This window comes from Pseudomonas entomophila, assembly GCF_018417595.1.
In the GTDB taxonomy this organism is placed as follows: domain Bacteria; phylum Pseudomonadota; class Gammaproteobacteria; order Pseudomonadales; family Pseudomonadaceae; genus Aquipseudomonas; species Aquipseudomonas entomophila_C.
On record NZ_CP070982.1, the window covers coordinates 1,728,878 to 1,745,844 of the forward strand.

19 protein-coding genes are annotated in these 16,967 nt (G+C 63.0%); 17 read left to right on the top strand and 2 right to left on the bottom strand.

Annotation, left to right across the window (positions count from 1 at the left end; translation table 11 throughout):
* The first annotated feature begins 403 nt into the window (after positions 1–403).
* The 3 genes from rluC to JYG34_RS07680 are packed head-to-tail and all read left to right on the top strand — an operon-like array spanning position 404 to position 3,032.
* Positions 404–1,360, top strand: a complete 957-nt coding sequence (gene rluC, locus JYG34_RS07670; RefSeq protein ID WP_213660152.1) for a 23S rRNA pseudouridine(955/2504/2580) synthase RluC — start codon at positions 404–406, stop codon at positions 1,358–1,360.
* A 5-nt stretch (positions 1,361–1,365) separates the two neighbouring features.
* Positions 1,366–2,046, top strand: a complete 681-nt coding sequence (locus JYG34_RS07675) for an HAD family hydrolase (RefSeq protein WP_213660153.1) — start codon at positions 1,366–1,368, stop codon at positions 2,044–2,046.
* Between the two features lie 2 nt (positions 2,047–2,048).
* A complete protein-coding gene (locus tag JYG34_RS07680; protein ID WP_213660154.1) occupies positions 2,049–3,032 on the top strand; it encodes a S49 family peptidase in 984 nt (327 codons plus the stop codon).
* 61 nt (positions 3,033–3,093) lie between these two features.
* Here JYG34_RS07680 and JYG34_RS07685 read toward each other — a convergent pair whose 3' ends face one another.
* Positions 3,094–3,672, bottom strand: coding sequence for a Maf family protein (locus JYG34_RS07685; RefSeq protein ID WP_213660155.1), 579 nt, complete (start codon positions 3,670–3,672; stop codon positions 3,094–3,096).
* 95 nt (positions 3,673–3,767) lie between these two features.
* Here JYG34_RS07685 and JYG34_RS07690 point away from each other — a divergent pair, with 95 nt between their 5' ends.
* From JYG34_RS07690 to JYG34_RS07745, 12 genes are all read left to right on the top strand, one after another.
* On the top strand, positions 3,768–4,295 hold the full coding sequence (locus tag JYG34_RS07690; protein ID WP_011532883.1) for a YceD family protein: 528 nt from the start codon (positions 3,768–3,770) through the stop codon (positions 4,293–4,295).
* A gap of 13 nt (positions 4,296–4,308) precedes the next feature.
* The gene (gene rpmF, locus JYG34_RS07695; protein ID WP_010223221.1) at positions 4,309–4,491 is read left to right on the top strand and encodes a 50S ribosomal protein L32; all 183 of its coding nucleotides are present in this window, start codon (positions 4,309–4,311) and stop codon (positions 4,489–4,491) included.
* Positions 4,492–4,494: 3 nt separating this feature from the next.
* A complete protein-coding gene (gene plsX, locus JYG34_RS07700) occupies positions 4,495–5,505 on the top strand; it encodes a phosphate acyltransferase PlsX (protein ID WP_277463633.1) in 1,011 nt (336 codons plus the stop codon).
* Between the two features lie 218 nt (positions 5,506–5,723).
* Positions 5,724–6,662 carry an ACP S-malonyltransferase gene (fabD, locus tag JYG34_RS07705; RefSeq protein ID WP_213660156.1) on the top strand — a complete coding sequence of 313 codons (939 nt, stop codon included), beginning with the start codon at positions 5,724–5,726 and terminating at the stop codon, positions 6,660–6,662.
* Positions 6,663–6,678: 16 nt separating this feature from the next.
* On the top strand, positions 6,679–7,419 hold the full coding sequence (gene fabG, locus JYG34_RS07710; RefSeq protein WP_213660157.1) for a 3-oxoacyl-ACP reductase FabG: 741 nt from the start codon (positions 6,679–6,681) through the stop codon (positions 7,417–7,419).
* Positions 7,420–7,623: 204 nt separating this feature from the next.
* Positions 7,624–7,860 carry an acyl carrier protein gene (gene acpP, locus JYG34_RS07715; RefSeq protein WP_213660158.1) on the top strand — a complete coding sequence of 79 codons (237 nt, stop codon included), beginning with the start codon at positions 7,624–7,626 and terminating at the stop codon, positions 7,858–7,860.
* A 153-nt stretch (positions 7,861–8,013) separates the two neighbouring features.
* On the top strand, positions 8,014–9,258 hold the full coding sequence (gene fabF / locus JYG34_RS07720) for a beta-ketoacyl-ACP synthase II (RefSeq protein WP_011532888.1): 1,245 nt from the start codon (positions 8,014–8,016) through the stop codon (positions 9,256–9,258).
* Entirely contained in the window at positions 9,258–10,073 is an 816-nt protein-coding gene (gene pabC, locus JYG34_RS07725) for an aminodeoxychorismate lyase (RefSeq protein ID WP_213660159.1), read from the top strand. The genes fabF and pabC overlap by 1 nt, the downstream gene beginning before the upstream one ends.
* Positions 10,074–10,076: 3 nt before the next feature.
* Positions 10,077–11,240 (top strand): endolytic transglycosylase MltG, encoded by a 1,164-nt coding sequence (gene mltG / locus JYG34_RS07730; RefSeq protein WP_213660160.1) that lies wholly within the window; start codon positions 10,077–10,079, stop codon positions 11,238–11,240.
* A gap of 9 nt (positions 11,241–11,249) precedes the next feature.
* Complete coding sequence (tmk, locus tag JYG34_RS07735; protein WP_213660161.1) at positions 11,250–11,882, top strand: dTMP kinase; 633 nt, start codon at positions 11,250–11,252, stop codon at positions 11,880–11,882.
* Positions 11,875–12,861, top strand: a complete 987-nt coding sequence (locus tag JYG34_RS07740; RefSeq protein WP_213660162.1) for a DNA polymerase III subunit delta' — start codon at positions 11,875–11,877, stop codon at positions 12,859–12,861. Before tmk ends, JYG34_RS07740 begins: the two co-directional genes overlap by 8 nt.
* A gap of 32 nt (positions 12,862–12,893) precedes the next feature.
* The gene (locus tag JYG34_RS07745) at positions 12,894–13,676 is read left to right on the top strand and encodes a TatD family hydrolase (RefSeq protein WP_213660163.1); all 783 of its coding nucleotides are present in this window, start codon (positions 12,894–12,896) and stop codon (positions 13,674–13,676) included.
* Between the two features lie 334 nt (positions 13,677–14,010).
* On the opposite strand, the gene JYG34_RS07750 is transcribed toward JYG34_RS07745, so the two are convergent.
* A complete protein-coding gene (locus JYG34_RS07750) occupies positions 14,011–15,144 on the bottom strand; it encodes an aminotransferase class V-fold PLP-dependent enzyme (RefSeq protein ID WP_213660164.1) in 1,134 nt (377 codons plus the stop codon).
* Positions 15,145–15,217: 73 nt separating this feature from the next.
* On the opposite strand from JYG34_RS07750, the gene JYG34_RS07755 reads away from it, so the two are divergent.
* On the top strand, positions 15,218–15,853 hold the full coding sequence (locus tag JYG34_RS07755; protein ID WP_213660165.1) for a TetR/AcrR family transcriptional regulator: 636 nt from the start codon (positions 15,218–15,220) through the stop codon (positions 15,851–15,853).
* Positions 15,854–15,981: 128 nt separating this feature from the next.
* Complete coding sequence (locus tag JYG34_RS07760; protein WP_213660166.1) at positions 15,982–16,950, top strand: GTP 3',8-cyclase MoaA; 969 nt, start codon at positions 15,982–15,984, stop codon at positions 16,948–16,950.
* Positions 16,951–16,967 lie beyond the last annotated feature (17 nt).

A 16,967-nucleotide genomic window follows, 5' to 3' on the forward strand; every position in this document is an offset into this window, starting at 1 on the left:
CGGTGCTGCCGCGCGCTGAATCCGCAACGGGTTGCATTTTTCGCCAGCCCGGATGCCGGGCTGGCGCCATAACATATCCAAGGCAGGTATTTCCGAAGCATTCGCCCAAATGCGCGGAAACGACGGTGGCGGGCAGAGGTACGGCGAAAAGAATCGGGTAAGCAGGTGAAACACCGCACTTGTCGTTTTTTTTCGGTCTTCTCTACACAGCGCTGGTGGCGATTCCAGGCAATTCGTTAAACTGGCGAACGCTCCGTAGGACGGCCTCGCGTCCTTGGGAACTGCGATGGTCAGGGCCGGCGTAGAGCCTGGTGCCGCTGGCCTGCCGCTTTTGGCGGCGTTCGCGACTATAGCAGTAATGATTAAGTGCTTCAATTCCATAAAAAATTGTTATGATCCCGCCATGACGACCAATACCCCTCCGACTTCCGGCGTTCAGCTGATCGAAGTCGCGCCGGAGCTTGCCGGCCAACGCATCGACAATTTCCTCATCACAGCCCTCAAGGGTGTGCCCAAGACGCTGGTCTACCGCATCCTGCGCAAGGGTGAGGTTCGGGTCAACAAGGGCCGGATCAAGCCTGAGTACAAGCTTCAGGCGGGCGACATCGTGCGGGTGCCGCCCGTCCGCCTGCCGGAGCGCGACGAGCCGGCGCCGGTGGCCCAGGGGCTGCTGCAGCGCCTGGAGGCCGCGATTGTCTATGAGGACAAGGCGCTGATCGTGATGAACAAGCCGGCCGGCATTGCCGTGCACGGTGGCAGCGGCCTGAGCTTTGGTGTGATCGAGGCGCTGCGCCAGTTGCGCCCGGATAGCAAGGAGCTGGAGCTGGTGCACCGCCTGGATCGTGATACTTCGGGCCTGCTGATGATCGCCAAGAAACGCAGCATGCTGCGCCATCTGCACGCCGCGCTGCGGGGTGATGGTGTCGACAAGCGCTACATGGCATTGGTGCGGGGGCATTGGCCAACCTCGAAGAAGCAAGTCAATGCGCCGTTGCAAAAGAGCAACCTGCGTTCTGGCGAGCGCATGGTCGAGGTGAATGACGAAGGCAAGGAGGCACTGACGATGTTCCGCGTGCTGCGCCGTTTCGGTGAGTTCGCCACCATCGTCGAGGCGCGTCCGATCACGGGGCGCACCCATCAGATTCGTGTGCATACGCTGCATGCCGGGCACATGATTGCCGGCGACAGCAAGTACGGTGATGAGGATTTCAGTCGCGAGATTCGTGAGCTCGGTGGCAAGCGTCTGTTCCTGCATGCCTACCAGCTGACCGTGCCGCTGCCTGATGGCGGCGAGCTCAAGCTTGAGGCGCCGGTCGACGAGGTGTGGGCCAAGACCGTGGAGCGCCTGAGCGCGACCTGACCCGGATGAAAAAACACTACGAACTGCTGATCTTCGATTGGGACGGCACCCTGGCCGATTCCATCGGGCGCATTGTCGAAGCCATGAACCTGGCAGCCGCGCGCGCCGGTGAAGCGCCGAGCGCTGACGAGGCAATCAAGGGCATCATCGGGTTGGCGTTGGCGGAGGCCATTTCCACGCTTTATCCGCACCTGGATTCGCGGCAGGTCGAGTCTTTCCGTCAGCACTACGCCGATGTCTACATGGCCTTGGATCAGCAGCCGTCGCCGCTGTTCGACGGTGTGGTCGAGTCGCTGGATACCTTCCGTCGCGAGGGTTATCGTCTGGCGGTCGCCACCGGCAAGGCGCGCCGCGGGTTGGATCGAGTGCTAAAGGCCAATGGCTGGGAAGGCTACTTCGATATCACCCGTGCCGCCGACGAGACGCGTGGCAAGCCGCACCCGCTGATGCTCGAAGAGATCCTCGCTCATTGCCAGGTCGAACCCGGTCGGGCATTGATGGTCGGAGATTCGGCGTTCGACCTGCAGATGGCCAGCAATGCGGGTGTGCACTCGGTGGCGGTCGGTTATGGGGCCATGTCCCTGCAGGCCCTGGCCGAGTTCGGGCCGCAGGTGTGCATCGAGCATTTTTCCCAGTTGCGTGAATGGCTGGCTGGCCGCGCGCATTGCAATTTCCAAGGTAGGTGAGCATGACTGACGAATGGAAGGCGCCTGAGCCTGAAGACAATGAAGAGCGCAAGAGCTGGAAACTGCTGGAGAAGACGCTGCTGGCGGGTGTCCAGGAGCAGCGTCGGGCGCGGCGTTGGGGTATCTTTTTCAAGCTGCTGACCTTCGTCTATCTGTTTGGCATGCTGGCCTTGTTCACGCCGTTGATGGATGTGGACAAGGCGGCTTCGCGCAGCGGCAGCCACACGGCACTGGTCGAGGTGCGCGGCGTGATCGCCGACCAGGAGCCGGCCAGTGCCGACAATATCGTCAAGAGCTTGCGCGAGGCGTTCAAGGACTCGAAGACCAAGGCTGTGGTGATGCGCATCAATAGCCCGGGTGGCAGCCCGGTGCAGGCGGGTTACGTCTATGACGAGATCCGTCGTCTGCGTGGCGAATATCCGGCCATCAAGCTGTATGCGGTGATCACTGATCTGGGGGCGTCCGGTGCCTATTACATCGCCAGTGCCGCCGACGAGATCTACGCCGACAAGGCCAGTCTGGTCGGTTCGATTGGTGTTACTGCTGCCGGTTACGGCTTCGTCGGCGCAATGGACAAGCTGGGTGTGGAGCGTCGCACCTACACCGCTGGCGAACACAAGGCCTTCCTCGATCCGTTCTCGCCGCAAAAGCCCGAGGAGACCGCTTTCTGGCAGGGGGTGCTGGACACCACTCATCGCCAGTTCATCGCCGTGGTCAAGCAGGGGCGGGGAGAGCGCCTGAAGGACAAGGAGCATCCGGAGCTGTTCAGCGGGCTGATCTGGTCGGGCGAGCAGGCCAAGGAGCTTGGTTTGGTGGATGGGTTGGGCAGTGCCAGCTATGTTGCCCGCGAGATCGTGGGTGAGAAGGAGCTGGTGGACTTCACTGTTCAGGAGTCGCCGTTCGACCGATTCTCCAAGCGCCTGGGGGCCAGCGTTGCCGAGCGCCTGTCGATGTATATGGGCTTCCAGGGGCCTTCCCTGCGTTGACTGCTGTTCGCCGGCAGGCCGGCCCCTGCCTGTTGTAGGGGCGGCTTGCCGGCGAACAGGGTCAAGGCGCCTGCATGCCTTCCTTGTGCAGCATGTCCACCAGCCGGATCAATGGCAGCCCGATCAGGCTCGTGGCGTCGCAGCCATGGGTGCTCTGGAACAGGCTCACCCCCAGCCCCTCGGCCTTGAAGCTTCCGGCGCAGTCGAGCGGCTGCTCGGCTGTCACGTAGCGCTCCACTTGTTCCCTGGTCAATTCGCGCAATACCACGGTAAACGGCACGCAATCGACCTGGCATTGCCTGGTGGCGGTGTTGAGCAGCGCCAGTCCGGTGAGGAAGGTGACGTGCTGCCCGCTGGCGGCCAGCAGCTGCTCGCACGCGCGTTCGAAGGTGTGCGGCTTGCCGAGGATCTGCTCTCCGAGCACGGCTACCTGGTCGGAGCCGATGATCAAGTGATCGGGGTGGCTGCCAGCCAGTGCCTCGGCTTTTTGTCGCGCCAGGCGTCGCACCAGGTCGACGGCGGGTTCGTCATCCAGGCGTTGCTCGTCTAGGTCGGGGCTTGCCCAGGTAAAAGGCAGGCGCAGGCGAGCGAGCAGTTCGCGGCGGTAGGGGGAGCTGGAAGCCAGTAACAAGGGAAGCATGGTAGACTCCTGGTCAATTACCCCGAATTCTAACATGCGTGATGTGCCGAATTTCCTTTGACAGGGAGGGGGTGCATCCCTAGAATGCTGCGCCTATGTTGAATGACCAGATTCCATCTCACGTTGACCCGCGCAAATTGGCTGATCGTGGTGTAACCCTCGAGGGTTCGCTGCAACTTGCTGATTTGGAAAGACTCTGCGACCCGCTTTCCGACACTGTCGGTACGGTGCAGGCGAAGTTCGATTTTGAGCGAGACGAGCAGCACGTTGTGGTTATCCACAGCGAGCTCGATGTCGCGGTCAAAATGGTTTGCCAGCGTTGTCTTGAGCTGGTCACCCTTCCCGTCCACAGCGAATGTACATACGCCGTGGTGAAGGAGGGTGCAAATACCCAGTCGTTGCCGAAAGGCTATGACGTGCTGGAACTGGGCGAAGATCCTTTGGATCTGCAGGCGCTGATCGAGGAAGAGTTGCTGCTCGCTCTCCCCATCGTACCTGCTCATCATCCGGAAGAATGCCAGCAGCCGGCGGGCGCAGATGAGCCCGAGCCGAGCAAGGACGAGGTATCGCGGTCCAACCCGTTCAGTGTTTTGGCGCAGTTAAAGCGTGACCCAAACGTTTAGGAGTTAATCAATTATGGCTGTTCAGCAGAACAAAAAATCCCGCTCTGCCCGTGACATGCGCCGTTCGCACGACGCCCTGTCGGAAAACGCGCTGTCGGTAGAGAAAACCACCGGTGAAGTACACCTGCGTCACCACGTTTCGCCAGAAGGCGTATACCGTGGTCGCAAAGTGATCGACAAGGGCGCTGACGAGTAATCCTTGTCCGCTCAGATCATCGCGATCGACGCAATGGGCGGGGACTTCGGTCCCCGCAACATTGTCCAGGCTAGCATTGCCTGCCTTTCGGCTACTCCCTCGCTGCACCTGACCCTCGTCGGTCAACCCTCTCTCCTTGAAGATCTCGTCAGCAATCAATCAGTTGCGGATCGCGCGCGCCTGCAAATTGTTGCGGCCAGCGAGGTGATCGGCATGGACGAGCGGCCGTCGCAAGCGTTGCGGGGCAAGCCGGACTCGTCGATGCGCGTCGCCCTCGAACTGGTCCGTGATGGCAAGGCCCAGGCCTGTGTGAGCGCGGGCAATACCGGCGCGCTCATGGCCTTGTCGCGCCTTGTGCTCAAAACCTTGCCGGGTATCGATCGACCAGCGATGGTCGCGGCCATTCCTACCCAGGCTGGCTACTGCCAGTTGCTCGATCTTGGGGCCAATGTCGATTGCAGTGCCGAAAACCTCTACCAGTTTGCCGTGATGGGCTCGGTGGCCGCCCAGGCCCTGGGCGTTCACCGGCCGCGGGTGGCGCTGCTCAATATTGGCACCGAAGACATCAAGGGCAACCAGCAGGTCAAGCTCGCCGCCAGCCTTTTGCAGAATGCCCGGGGCCTTAACTACATCGGTTTCGTCGAGGGTGATGGCTTGTATCGGGGTGAGGCTGACGTGGTGGTCTGCGATGGCTTCGTCGGCAATATCCTGCTCAAGTCCAGTGAAGGCCTGGCCACCATGATCGGGGCGCGTATCGAGGCGTTGTTCCGGGGAGGTGTGCTGGCGCGCGCCGCGGGTGCCATGGCCATGCCGCTGCTCAGGCGGTTGCAGGCCGACCTGGCGCCCGCGCGGCATAATGGCGCAAGCTTTCTCGGGTTGCAGGGGATCGTCATCAAGAGCCATGGTTCGGCGGGTGTTCAAGGCTTGCAGAGTGCCATCCAGCGGGCCTTGATCGAGATCCAGGAGAACCTGCCGCAACGTTTGCATGGGCGGCTCGAGGATCTGCTGCCTTGATGCCTGGATGGCCCCATCGCGGATGAATCCGCTCCTGCACGCACCCGTAGGAGCGGATTCATCCGCGATGGGGTCGGCGCAAAGGCCTTAGGCATATCGCCCATGAAGTGCTTAAATGTGACCGCTTGGTCCGTCGCTCCATCCAAGCATTCAGATTGCGCGCCCGGCCCAAGGCCCGGCGCACCCCATCCGACGACAAGATCATAAGGGCTTGTTCAATGTCTGCATCCCTCGCATTCGTCTTTCCCGGTCAAGGTTCCCAGTCGCTGGGCATGCTCGCCGAGCTCGGCGCTGAAAAGCCGGTAATCGTCGAGACCTTCAAGGAAGCTTCCGAGGCTCTGGGCTATGACCTGTGGAAACTGGTCCAGGAAGGTCCTGAAGAACAACTCAACCAAACCGACAAGACCCAGCCGGCGATCCTCACTGCCTCCATTGCCCTGTGGCGCCTGTGGCTGCAAGAGGGTGGCGCGCAGCCGGCCTTCGTCGCCGGTCACAGCCTGGGTGAATACAGCGCCCTGGTCGCCGCTGGCAGCCTGTCGCTCAAGGATGCCGTTCGCCTGGTCGAGCGTCGTGGCCAGCTGATGCAGGAAGCCGTGCCGGCCGGCCATGGTGCCATGGCCGCCATCCTGGGCCTGGACGACGCTGTCGTGGTCGAGATTTGTGCCAAGGCCGCTGAAGATGAAGTGGTCAGCGCGGTGAACTTCAACTCGCCGGGCCAGGTGGTCATCGCTGGTAACAAGGCTGCGGTGGATCGCGCCATGGCGCTGTGCAAGGAGGCCGGTGCCAAGCGCGCCCTGCCGCTGGCGGTCAGCGTGCCGTCGCATTGCGCCCTGATGAAGCCGGCTGCCGAGCGCTTCGCCGAGTTCGTCAACGCCATCGACTGGAAGGCCCCGCAGATCCCCGTGGTGCAGAACGTCAGCGCCGCCATCGCCGCTGACCTCGATGCGCTCAAGCAGGACCTGCTGGCGCAGCTGTACCAGCCGGTACGCTGGGTGGAGTGCGTGCAGACCCTGGCTGCCAACGGTGCGGTCAACCTGGTCGAGTGTGGCCCCGGCAAGGTCCTGGCTGGCCTGAACAAGCGTTGCGCCGACGGCGTGACCACCTACAACCTCAATACCCCTGACGCCGTCGCCGCCACCCGCGCGGCGCTGGCCTGAATCTGGAGACGCTTGCATGAGCCTGCAAGGTAAAGTTGCACTGGTTACCGGCGCCAGCCGTGGCATCGGCCAGGCCATCGCCCTCGAACTCGGTCGCCAGGGCGCGACCGTGATCGGTACCGCCACTTCGGCATCCGGTGCCGAGCGCATCGCCGCCACCCTGAAAGAGCACGGCATCACCGGTACCGGCATGGAGCTGAACGTGACCAGCGCCGAGTCCGTCGACGCGGTGCTGAGCGCCATCGGTGAGCAGTTCGGCGCGCCGGCGATTCTGGTCAACAACGCCGGCATCACCCGTGACAACCTCATGCTGCGCATGAAAGACGACGAGTGGTTCGACGTGATCGATACCAACCTCAACAGCCTCTACCGCCTGTCCAAGGGCGTGCTGCGCGGCATGACCAAGGCCCGTTGGGGTCGTATCATCAGCATCGGTTCGGTGGTGGGTGCCATGGGCAACGCCGGCCAGGCCAACTATGCCGCCGCCAAGGCCGGCCTGGAGGGCTTCAGCCGCGCCCTGGCCCGTGAAGTGGGCTCGCGCAATATCACCGTCAACTCGGTGACGCCGGGCTTCATCGACACCGACATGACCCGCGAGCTGCCAGAAGCGCAGCGCGAGGCCCTGCAAAAAGATATTCCGCTGGGCCGTCTGGGCCAAGCCGAGGAAATCGCGAAGGTGGTATCCTTCCTGGCGTCCGAAGGCGCAGCCTACGTTACCGGCGCAACCGTGCCGGTGAATGGCGGGATGTACATGTAATATCTGCAACTCAATGTGACGGATTGCTTCAAAAAAGAGTCATACTCGAAGCCTAAAATCCGTTATAAAGCTGCAACCAGATTCCGGACAGCGGGCCGGGCGACCTGGTAGAAGGCGCGTCAAGCTTGAAAAGCAGGCGTCTTCCTATAAACTTGGTCACCGGCCAGCTGCCTGACATATGTCCATTAGGAGTGAAAACTAGGTATGAGCACCATCGAAGAACGCGTCAAGAAAATCGTCGCCGAGCAACTGGGCGTCAAGGAAGAGGAAGTCAAGAACGAATCTTCCTTCGTCGATGACCTGGGTGCCGACTCGCTTGACACCGTTGAGCTGGTGATGGCTCTGGAAGAGGAATTCGAGACCGAAATCCCTGACGAAGAAGCCGAGAAGATCACTACCGTTCAAGCCGCTATCGACTACGTCAACAGCCACCAGGGCTAAGACGCTGTAGTCGACGCATCTTGTCGAGAAAAACCGCACTGCCTTTGCCGGCGTGCGGTTTTTTCTTTGCGAGATTCGGGGTTTGCTGCCATTCCATTCGCCATGGCAAGTGCACTGGCAAGAGACTCTGTTATTTGAAAAGAGGAGAGTACTGTGTCGCGTAGACGCGTCGTGGTCACCGGTATGGGTATGCTGTCGCCACTGGGTACCGATGTACCAAGCACCTGGCAAGGCATTCTGGCTGGCCGCAGTGGCATCGGTCCGATCGAGCATACGGACCTGTCTGCCTACTCCACCCGTTTTGGCGGCTCGGTGAAAGGCTTCGAGGTCGAGCAGTACTTGTCGGCCAAAGAGGCCCGCAAGCTCGATCTGTTCATTCAGTACGGCCTGGCGGCCGGTTTCCAGGCGGTGCGCAACGCCGGCCTGGAAGTCACCGACGCCAACCGCGAGCGCATTGGCGTGGCCATGGGCTCGGGCATCGGCGGCCTGACGAACATCGAAGAGACCAGCCGTACCCTGCATGAGCAAGGCCCGCGGCGGATCTCGCCGTTCTTCGTGCCGGGTTCGATCATCAACATGATTTCCGGTTTCCTGTCGATCCACCTGGGGCTGCAGGGGCCGAACTACGCTATTGCCACCGCGTGCACCACCGGCACCCATTGCATCGGCATGGCCGCGCGCAACATCGCTTACGGCGAAGCGGACGTGATGATCGCCGGTGGCGCCGAGATGGCCGCTTGCGGCCTGGGCATGGGCGGTTTCGGTGCATCGCGCGCGCTGTCGACCCGCAATGACGAGCCGGCCCGCGCCAGCCGTCCGTGGGACAAGGGCCGTGATGGTTTCGTGCTGTCCGACGGTGCCGGTGCCCTGGTGCTCGAAGAACTGGAGCACGCCAAGGCCCGTGGCGCGACCATCTACGCGGAGCTGGTCGGTTTCGGCATGAGCGGTGACGCCTACCACATGACCTCGCCACCCGACTCCGGCGAAGGTGCCGCCCGCTGCATGGCCAACGCCCTGCGCGATGCCGGTATCAAGCCGGAGGAAGTCAGCTATATCAACGCCCACGGCACCTCGACACCCGCAGGCGACGTAGCTGAAGTAGCAGCGATCAAGCGTGTGTTCGGCGAGCATGCCTACAAGCTGGCGGTCAGTTCGACCAAGTCGATGACCGGTCACCTGTTGGGTGCCGCCGGTGCGGTGGAGGCGATCTTCAGCGTGTTGGCCATCAACAGCCAGATGGCGCCGCCCACCATCAACCTGGATGAGCCGGATGAAGGCTGCGATCTGGACTTCGTGCCCCACCAGGCGCGCAGCATGCCGATCGATGTGGTGCTGTCCAACTCCTTCGGCTTTGGCGGAACCAACGGTTCGCTGGTGTTTCGCCGGTTCGCCGACTGATGCACAGCTGGATCGACGGCCAGCCAGCGACTGCGGTCAACCTGCAGAACCGTGGGCTGGCCTACGGTGATGGCCTGTTCGAGACCATAGCCGTGCGCGGCGGCAGGCCCAGCCTGCTGGCGCAACACCTCGACCGCCTGGCGCTGGGTTGCCAGCGTCTGGCGATCGAGGTGGACCTGGCCGTGGTGCGTGACGAGCTGGTGCGCTACGCCAGTCAGCTGGGGGAGGGGGTGAGCAAACTCATTCTGACCCGCGGCGATAGCCAGCGCGGCTATGCTCCGGCAGCCGGCTCTCCTGCCCGGCGCTTGCTGCAGAGCAGCCCTTTGCCCGCTTATCCGCAAGGCAACGCCGATTCCGGTATTCGCCTGTTCCCCTGCCAGACCCGTCTTGCGGAACAACCGCTGCTGGCCGGTCTCAAACACCTCAATCGCCTCGAACAGGTCCTGGCCCGCGCCGAATGGCAGGACAGCACGTACGCCGAGGGGTTGATGCGTGATGTGCAGGGGCGGCTGGTCGAAGGCGTGTACAGCAACTTGTTCCTGGTGCGCGATGGCGTGCTGCTGACCGCCGATCTCGGTCGTTGCGGCGTGGCTGGGGTGATGCGTGCCGTATTGCTGGAGCAAGCCGTGCTGCTGGGTATCCCGGTAGTCGTTCGCGACCTTGTACTGGAAGACCTGCAGCAGGCCGACGAAGTGTTTGTCTGCAACAGCGTCTACGGTGTCTGGCCGGTGCGTGAATTCGCAGTACTGAACTGGCCGGCGGGGCCGCTCACCCGTAAACTGCAGGCCGTTGCCCGTACGTTACTGGATACCTGATTAGTGAGACGCAAATTCCTGCTGCTGCTGGAGATGAGCCTGATCCTCGCCGGCCTGGCCTTTGGTTGGGCTGCCTGGAAGGTTGGCTCGGTGCTGGAGCAGCCCCTGCAAGTGGAGCAGGAACGCCTGCTCGAAGTGCCCAGCGGCACCACACCCAATCGCATGTTCTATCGCATGCAGTCCGAAGGCCTGCTCGACGATGCGGTATGGCTGCGCCTGTACTGGCGCTTCAATATGGCCGGCACGGCGCTGCATACGGGTGAATACCGGTTGAACCCCGGCATGACGGTGGGGCAGTTGTTCGATGCCTGGCAGCGTGGCGATGTGGTGCAGTACAACCTGACCCTGGTCGAAGGTTGGACCTTCCGCCAGGTGCGCGCCGCAGTGGCCAGGCATGAAAAGATCAAGCACACCCTCGATGGCCTGTCCGACTCGGAAGTGATGGACAAGCTCGGCCATACGGGTGTGTTCCCCGAAGGCCGTTTCTTCCCCGACACCTACCGCTTCGTGCGCGGCATGAGCGATGTCGAGCTGCTGCAGCAGGCTTACATGCGCCTGGATGAAGTGCTGGCCAAGGAGTGGGCCGAGCGCACCACCGACCTGCCGTACCGTGACCCCTACCAGGCGCTGATCATGGCCTCGCTGGTGGAGAAGGAGACCGGTATTCCCCAGGAGCGCGGGCAGATTGCCGGCGTGTTCGTGCGCCGCATGCGCCTGGGCATGATGCTGCAGACCGACCCGACGGTAATCTACGGCATGGGCGAACGCTACAACGGCAAGATCACCCGTGCCGACCTGCGCGAGCCGACCCCCTACAACACCTACACCATGACCGGGCTGCCACCGACACCGATCGCCATGGTCGGTCGCGAGGCAATCCATGCCGCGCTGAACCCGAGTGACGGCAGCAGCCTGTACTTCGTCGCCCGTGGCGACGGCAGCCATGTGTTCTCCGATGATCTGGACGACCATAACAGCGCGGTGCGTGAGTTCCAGCTCAAGCGCCGTGCGGACTACCGTTCCAGCCCCGCGCCGCAAGGCCAGCCACCCGCGAGCGAGTCGATGGCGCCCGAGCCAGAGGGCGTGGAGTCGGCGCCCGCGGACGAACCCGCAGCTTCTGCCGATCAATCCGTGCCGGCCGATGCGCCAGCACCCGACAAACAGTAAGGAACGCCTGTGAGCGGTTTGTTTATCACCCTGGAAGGCCCCGAAGGCGCGGGCAAGAGCACCAATCGCGAATACCTGGCGGCGCGCCTGCGCGAGCAGGGTGTCGACGTGGTCATGACCCGCGAGCCTGGGGGCACGCCGCTGGCCGAGCGTATCCGCGAACTGCTGCTGGCACCCAGCGAAGAAACCATGGCGGTCGACACCGAACTGCTGTTGATGTTTGCGGCCCGCGCCCAGCACCTGGCGCAGGTCATCCGCCCGGCCCTGGCGCGTGGCGCGGTGGTGCTGTGCGACCGCTTCACCGACGCTACCTACGCCTACCAGGGCGGGGGGCGTGGCCTGCCGGTGGCGCGTATCGCCATCCTCGAATCCTTTGTCCAGGGCGAGTTGCGCCCGGACCTGACCCTGGTGTTCGACCTGCCAGTGGAAGTCGGCCTGGCCCGTGCCGCGGCCCGCGGTCGCCTCGACCGTTTCGAGCAGGAAGGCCAGGCCTTCTTCGAAGCGGTGCGCCAAGCCTACCTGCAGCGTGCCGGCCAGCAGCCGCAACGCTATAGCCTGTTGGACGCCGCGCAACCGCTGGAGGCCGTCCAGCGTGCCATCGACGCGCTGCTGCCGGGCATCCTGGAGCGCTGCCGTGGCTGAAGCCTACCCCTGGCAGCAGGCGCTCTGGCAGCAGTTGGCCGGCCGTGCCCAGCACGCTCACGCCTACCTGCTGCACGGGCCCCAGGGCATCGGCAAGCGCGCCCTCGCTGAACGGCTGATGGCGCGTCTGTTGTGCCAGCAGCCACAAGGGCTGGATGCCTGCGGGCAATGCAAGGCGTGCCTGTTGCTCAAGGCGGGCAGCCACCCGGACAATTTCGTGCTGGAGCCCGAAGAGGCCGACAAGCCGATCAAGATCGACCAGGTGCGCGAGCTGGTTTCGTTCGTGGTCCAGACAGCCCAGCAAGGCGGGCGCAAGGTGGTGCTGATCGAGCCGGTCGAGGCGATGAACATCAACGCTTCCAACGCCTTGCTAAAGAGTCTTGAAGAGCCCTCGGGCGATACCGTGCTACTGCTGGTCAGCCATCAGCCCAGCCGGTTGTTGCCGACCATCAAGAGTCGCTGCCAGCAGGTTGCCTGCCCTCAACCCAGCCTTGCCCAAAGCCGCGCCTGGCTGGCCGGCGCCCTGGCCGACAACAGCGAGGAGGAGCGCGAGGAGTTGCTCACCCTTGCCGCCGGCTCGCCGCTGATGGCCGTCAGCTTGCAGGCACAAGGCGTGCGTGAACAGCGCGCACTGGTCACCGAGGGGGTGAAGAAGCTGCTCAAGCAGCAGCAATCCCCCAGCCAGTTGGCCGAGGCCTGGAATGCAGTACCCTTGCTGCTGCTGTTCGATTGGTTCTGCGACTGGTCGCACCTTATCCTGCGCTACCAATTGACCCAGGACGAAGAAGGGTTAGGCTTGGCTGACATGCGCAAGGTGCTGCAATACCTGGCGCAAAAGAGCCGCCAAAACAAGGTGCTGGAGATCCAGGCGTGGATCCTCGAGCAGCGCCAGAAAGTCCTGGGCAAGGCCAACCTCAACCGTGTGCTGCTGCTCGAAGCCTTGCTCGCCCGCTGGGTGCAGCTGCCGGGCATGCGCTGATTCCAACGTTCAATTCATGTGTGTCTGTTGCCATGCTCGTAGATTCCCATTGCCACCTCGACCGTCTTGACCTGAGCGCCCACCAGGGCTCCCTCGATGCCGCACTGCAAGCGGCGCGCGAGCGTGGGGTGGGGCATTTCCTGTGCATCGGCGTAAGCGCCGAGAACGCCGGCGCGGTGAAGGCGCTCAGCGAGCGCTACGCCGACGTGGACTGCTCGGTGGGCGTGCATCCGCTCGACCTGGCGCCGGGCGAGACGCCGGCCTTGGAGTGGCTGTTGCGCGAGCTTGCCCACCCGCATGTGGTGGCCATTGGCGAGACTGGGCTGGACTATCACTACGAGCCGGAGGCCGCCGAGTTGCAGCAGGCCTCGTTCCGCCTGCACCTGGAGGCCTCGCGCCAGACCGGTAAGCCGGTGATCGTGCACACCCGTGCGGCGCGCGCCGACACCCTGGCGCTGCTGCGCGAGGCGAGCCTGCCCCAGGCCGGGGTGCTGCACTGTTTCACCGAGGACTGGGACATGGCCAAGGCGGCGCTGGACCTGGGCTACTACATCTCGCTGTCGGGCATCGTTACCTTCCGCAATGCCGATGCACTGCGCGATGTGGCCAGGCAGGTACCGGTCGACCGCTTGCTGGTGGAGACCGACTCGCCGTACCTGGCGCCGATTCCGCACCGTGGCAAGCCGAACCTGCCGCAATACGTGCGGGAAGTGGCCGAGTATGTGGCGTCGTTGCGCGGGGTGAGCTACGAACAGTTGGCCGAGCAGACCACCGGCAACTTCAAGCGCCTGTTCCCGTTGGCTCGAGTGGCCTGAGGTGGAGTGCTTGTGCATGGCTCGAAACTGGTGTCGTTGTTGAGATCGAGCGCCGCCCGCGCGGCGCTCGACCTGAAGCGCGCGAGAAAACCATTGGCAAGCACCCGCGCCCTCGACCCGGGCAAAAAAAACCCGGGTTCTGGGGGGGGAATCCGGGTTAAGACCATTAGGAGTAAAACAAAGGCACACGGTCCCTGGGCACCTTTATCGGCGCGCCACTTGGGGGGGATGCGCCGCGCCAACACTTCAAGTATTGGCCAGGATTGGCGCGCTGCCAGCGTACGCTGATCGTTTTTTAAACAGATTTGGAATACGTCTTGATTCCATAGCGCATTCATTGCATTGCAATGTGGCGGACCTGGCGCAATGCTTCGTCGATCAGGCGTTGATCGGTATAGAAGTGTGGGGAAAAACGCACACCTGGGCCGCGTACCGCGCAAATCACCCCATCAGCGCTGAGCGCTCGATAAATGTCGGCATTGGCGTGGCCCGCCAGGCTGAATGTGACAATGCCCGCCCGTCGCCCGGGGTCACTCGGACTGTGTATTCGCACACCGGGCAGGGCCGCGAGCCCTTCGTGCAACTGCTCCACGCGCAGTGCCAGTTGTTCGGTGACCACGGCCATGCCTACTTCCTCCAGCAGTGACAAGCTGGCCTCCAGTACACAGGCGCCTAGCATGTTCGGGCTGCCGGGCTCGAAGCGCCTGGCGCTGCGGGCCGGCTGCCAGTCGCGGCGCTCGAAATCGCCCAGGTGTTCGAGCATGTGCCAGCCATAGGCGTTCAGCTTGAGCTGCTTGCGCAGGTCTCCACGGCAGTAGAACGCCGCCAGCCCCTCGGGGCCGAGCATCCACTTGTGGCCATCGGCCATGGCGAAGTCGCACTGGTAGCGCTGCACATCGAAGGGCAGGGCGCCGATATGCTGGATCGCATCCACGCAGAACAGCACGCCACGGCTGCGACAACCTTCACCGAGGCGCGTCAGGTCCAGCCGCAGGCCGCTGCCGAACTGCACGGCACTGATGGCCAGCAAGCGCGCGCGCGGGCCGCAGGCGTTCAGCAACGCAGCCTCGGGGGTTTCACCGGCCAGGCTCACCTCCAGCACTTCGACGCCGCGCTCGGCCAGGGCCTGCCAGACCACGCGGTTGGAAGGGAACTCCTCGTTACTGATGATCACCTGGTCACCGGGCTGCCAATCCAGGCCGAAGGCGACCAGCGACAGGGCCTGGGAGGTATTGCCAACCAGGGCGATGTCACCGGTGGTCGGGGCGTTGAGCAGGCGTGCCAGGCGCTCGCGCAAGCGCCGCTCGGTGGCGAGCCAGGCCGGATATTCGCGGGCCCCCAGGCGCACGTTGTCGCGGGCGAAGCGTGCGACGGCCTCGCTGGCTCGGCGCGGCCACGGGGCGATGGCGGCGTGGTTCAGGTAGCACAGCCCCGGCGCCTGGTCGAACTCATCAAGAAACATAGACATGGTTGGAAGATCCGTGCAATTTGCCGCCACTTAGGCATAATAAACCGCTTCGATTGTCATCCCAGTCCTTCCTATGCAGAAAGAACCTCGTAAGGTCCGTGAGTTTCGTCGTCGTGAGCAAGAGATCCTCGACACCGCGCTCAAGCTGTTTCTCGAACAAGGTGAAGACAGTGTCACCGTCGAGATGATCGCCGACGCCGTGGGCATCGGCAAAGGCACGATCTACAAGCACTTCAAGTCCAAGGCGGAGATCTACCTGCGCCTGATGCTCGACTACGAGCGCGATCTGAACGAGTTGTTGCATTCGGCAGACGTCGACCGCGACAAGGAAGCCCTGTCGCGCGCCTACTTCGAGTTCCGCATGCGCGATCCGCAGCGTTACCGGTTGTTCGACCGCCTGGAAGAAAAGGTGGTCAAGGGCAACCAGGTGCCCGAAATGGTCGAGCAGTTGCACAGCATTCGCGCCTCCAACTTTGATCGGCTGACGCAGTTGATCAAGGGCCGGATCAGCGAAGGCAAGCTTGAGGACGTGCCGCCGTATTTCCATTATTGCGCTGCCTGGGCGCTGGTTCATGGCGCTGTCGCGCTGTACCACTCGCCGTTCTGGAGCAACGTGCTCGAGGATCAGGAAGGCTTCTTCCAGTTCCTGATGGATATCGGCGTGCGCATGGGCAACAAGCGCAAGCGCGATCCCGAATCCGCGAGCTAAAGCCTCTCCTTGGATGCCCACTGTTGCTCGGTGGGCATCGCCTATCCAAGCTTCGCCTGGAAAGCTTGCAAAAACCTGATTTTTGAGTCAGGTTTTGCCCGCCAGAATCTTCCATGCCGGAGTCATCCATGATCGTCGATCGTCAAGGCAGGCGCTTTCGCAACCTGCGCGTCAGCCTGACTGCTGCCTGCAACTATGCCTGCACGTATTGCGTGCCCGATGGCAAGCGCCTGGTGGCGGCGCAGGACGAGCTCACGGCGGATGCCTTGGCCCGGGGCGTGGCCTACCTGGTCGAGGCGGCGGGTATCGAGCATTTGCGCATCACTGGCGGCGAGCCGCTGATCAGCCCACGGTTGGAGGCGTTTCTCAAGGCGGTGGCCGGTTTGGGCCTGGAGGGTATCAGCCTGACGACCAATGGCCAGCTGTTGTCGCGCAAATTGCCATTGCTGAACGAGGCCGGTATTCGCCGGCTCAATGTTTCCCTCGACACCCTCGATCCAGGCGCTTTCCGCAGCATCGCCCGTGGCGGCGACCTGGCCAGCGTGTTGGCTGGCATGGAGCAGGCCAGTGCCGCAGGCATGGCGATCAAGGTCAACATGGTGCCCATGCGTGGGCAGAACCTCGACCAGGTGTTGCCGTTGCTCGACTACTGCCTTGAGCGCGGCTACGAGTTGCGTTTCATCGAGCTGATGCGCATGGGGCACCTGGCACGTGACGGTAATGCCTTCCTGCAGCAGTTCGTGAGCCTTGAGCAATTGCTGGGGGTGATCGGGCAATTCCACCGCTACGAGCAGGCACCCCGACCGGTCGATGCGACGGCCTTGCGCTATTACATTCCCGGCAAGGGGCATTTCGGTGTGATCGCCAACGAGAGCGTGCCGTTCTGCCGTGCCTGCTCGCGCCTGCGCCTGTCGTCCACCGGTTGGTTGCATGGTTGCCTGTCGTCGAGTAACCGTCACTTCGTCGGCGACTTGCTCGACAAGCCTCGCCACCAAGCGTTGCCAGCCCTGCAACGTTTGCTGGTCAAGGCCCTGGCGGACAAGCAGGACATGGCGTTTTCCGGCGATGTGATGGTGATGAAAGTGATTGGCGGCTGACTCTGGCGCAGATTCTG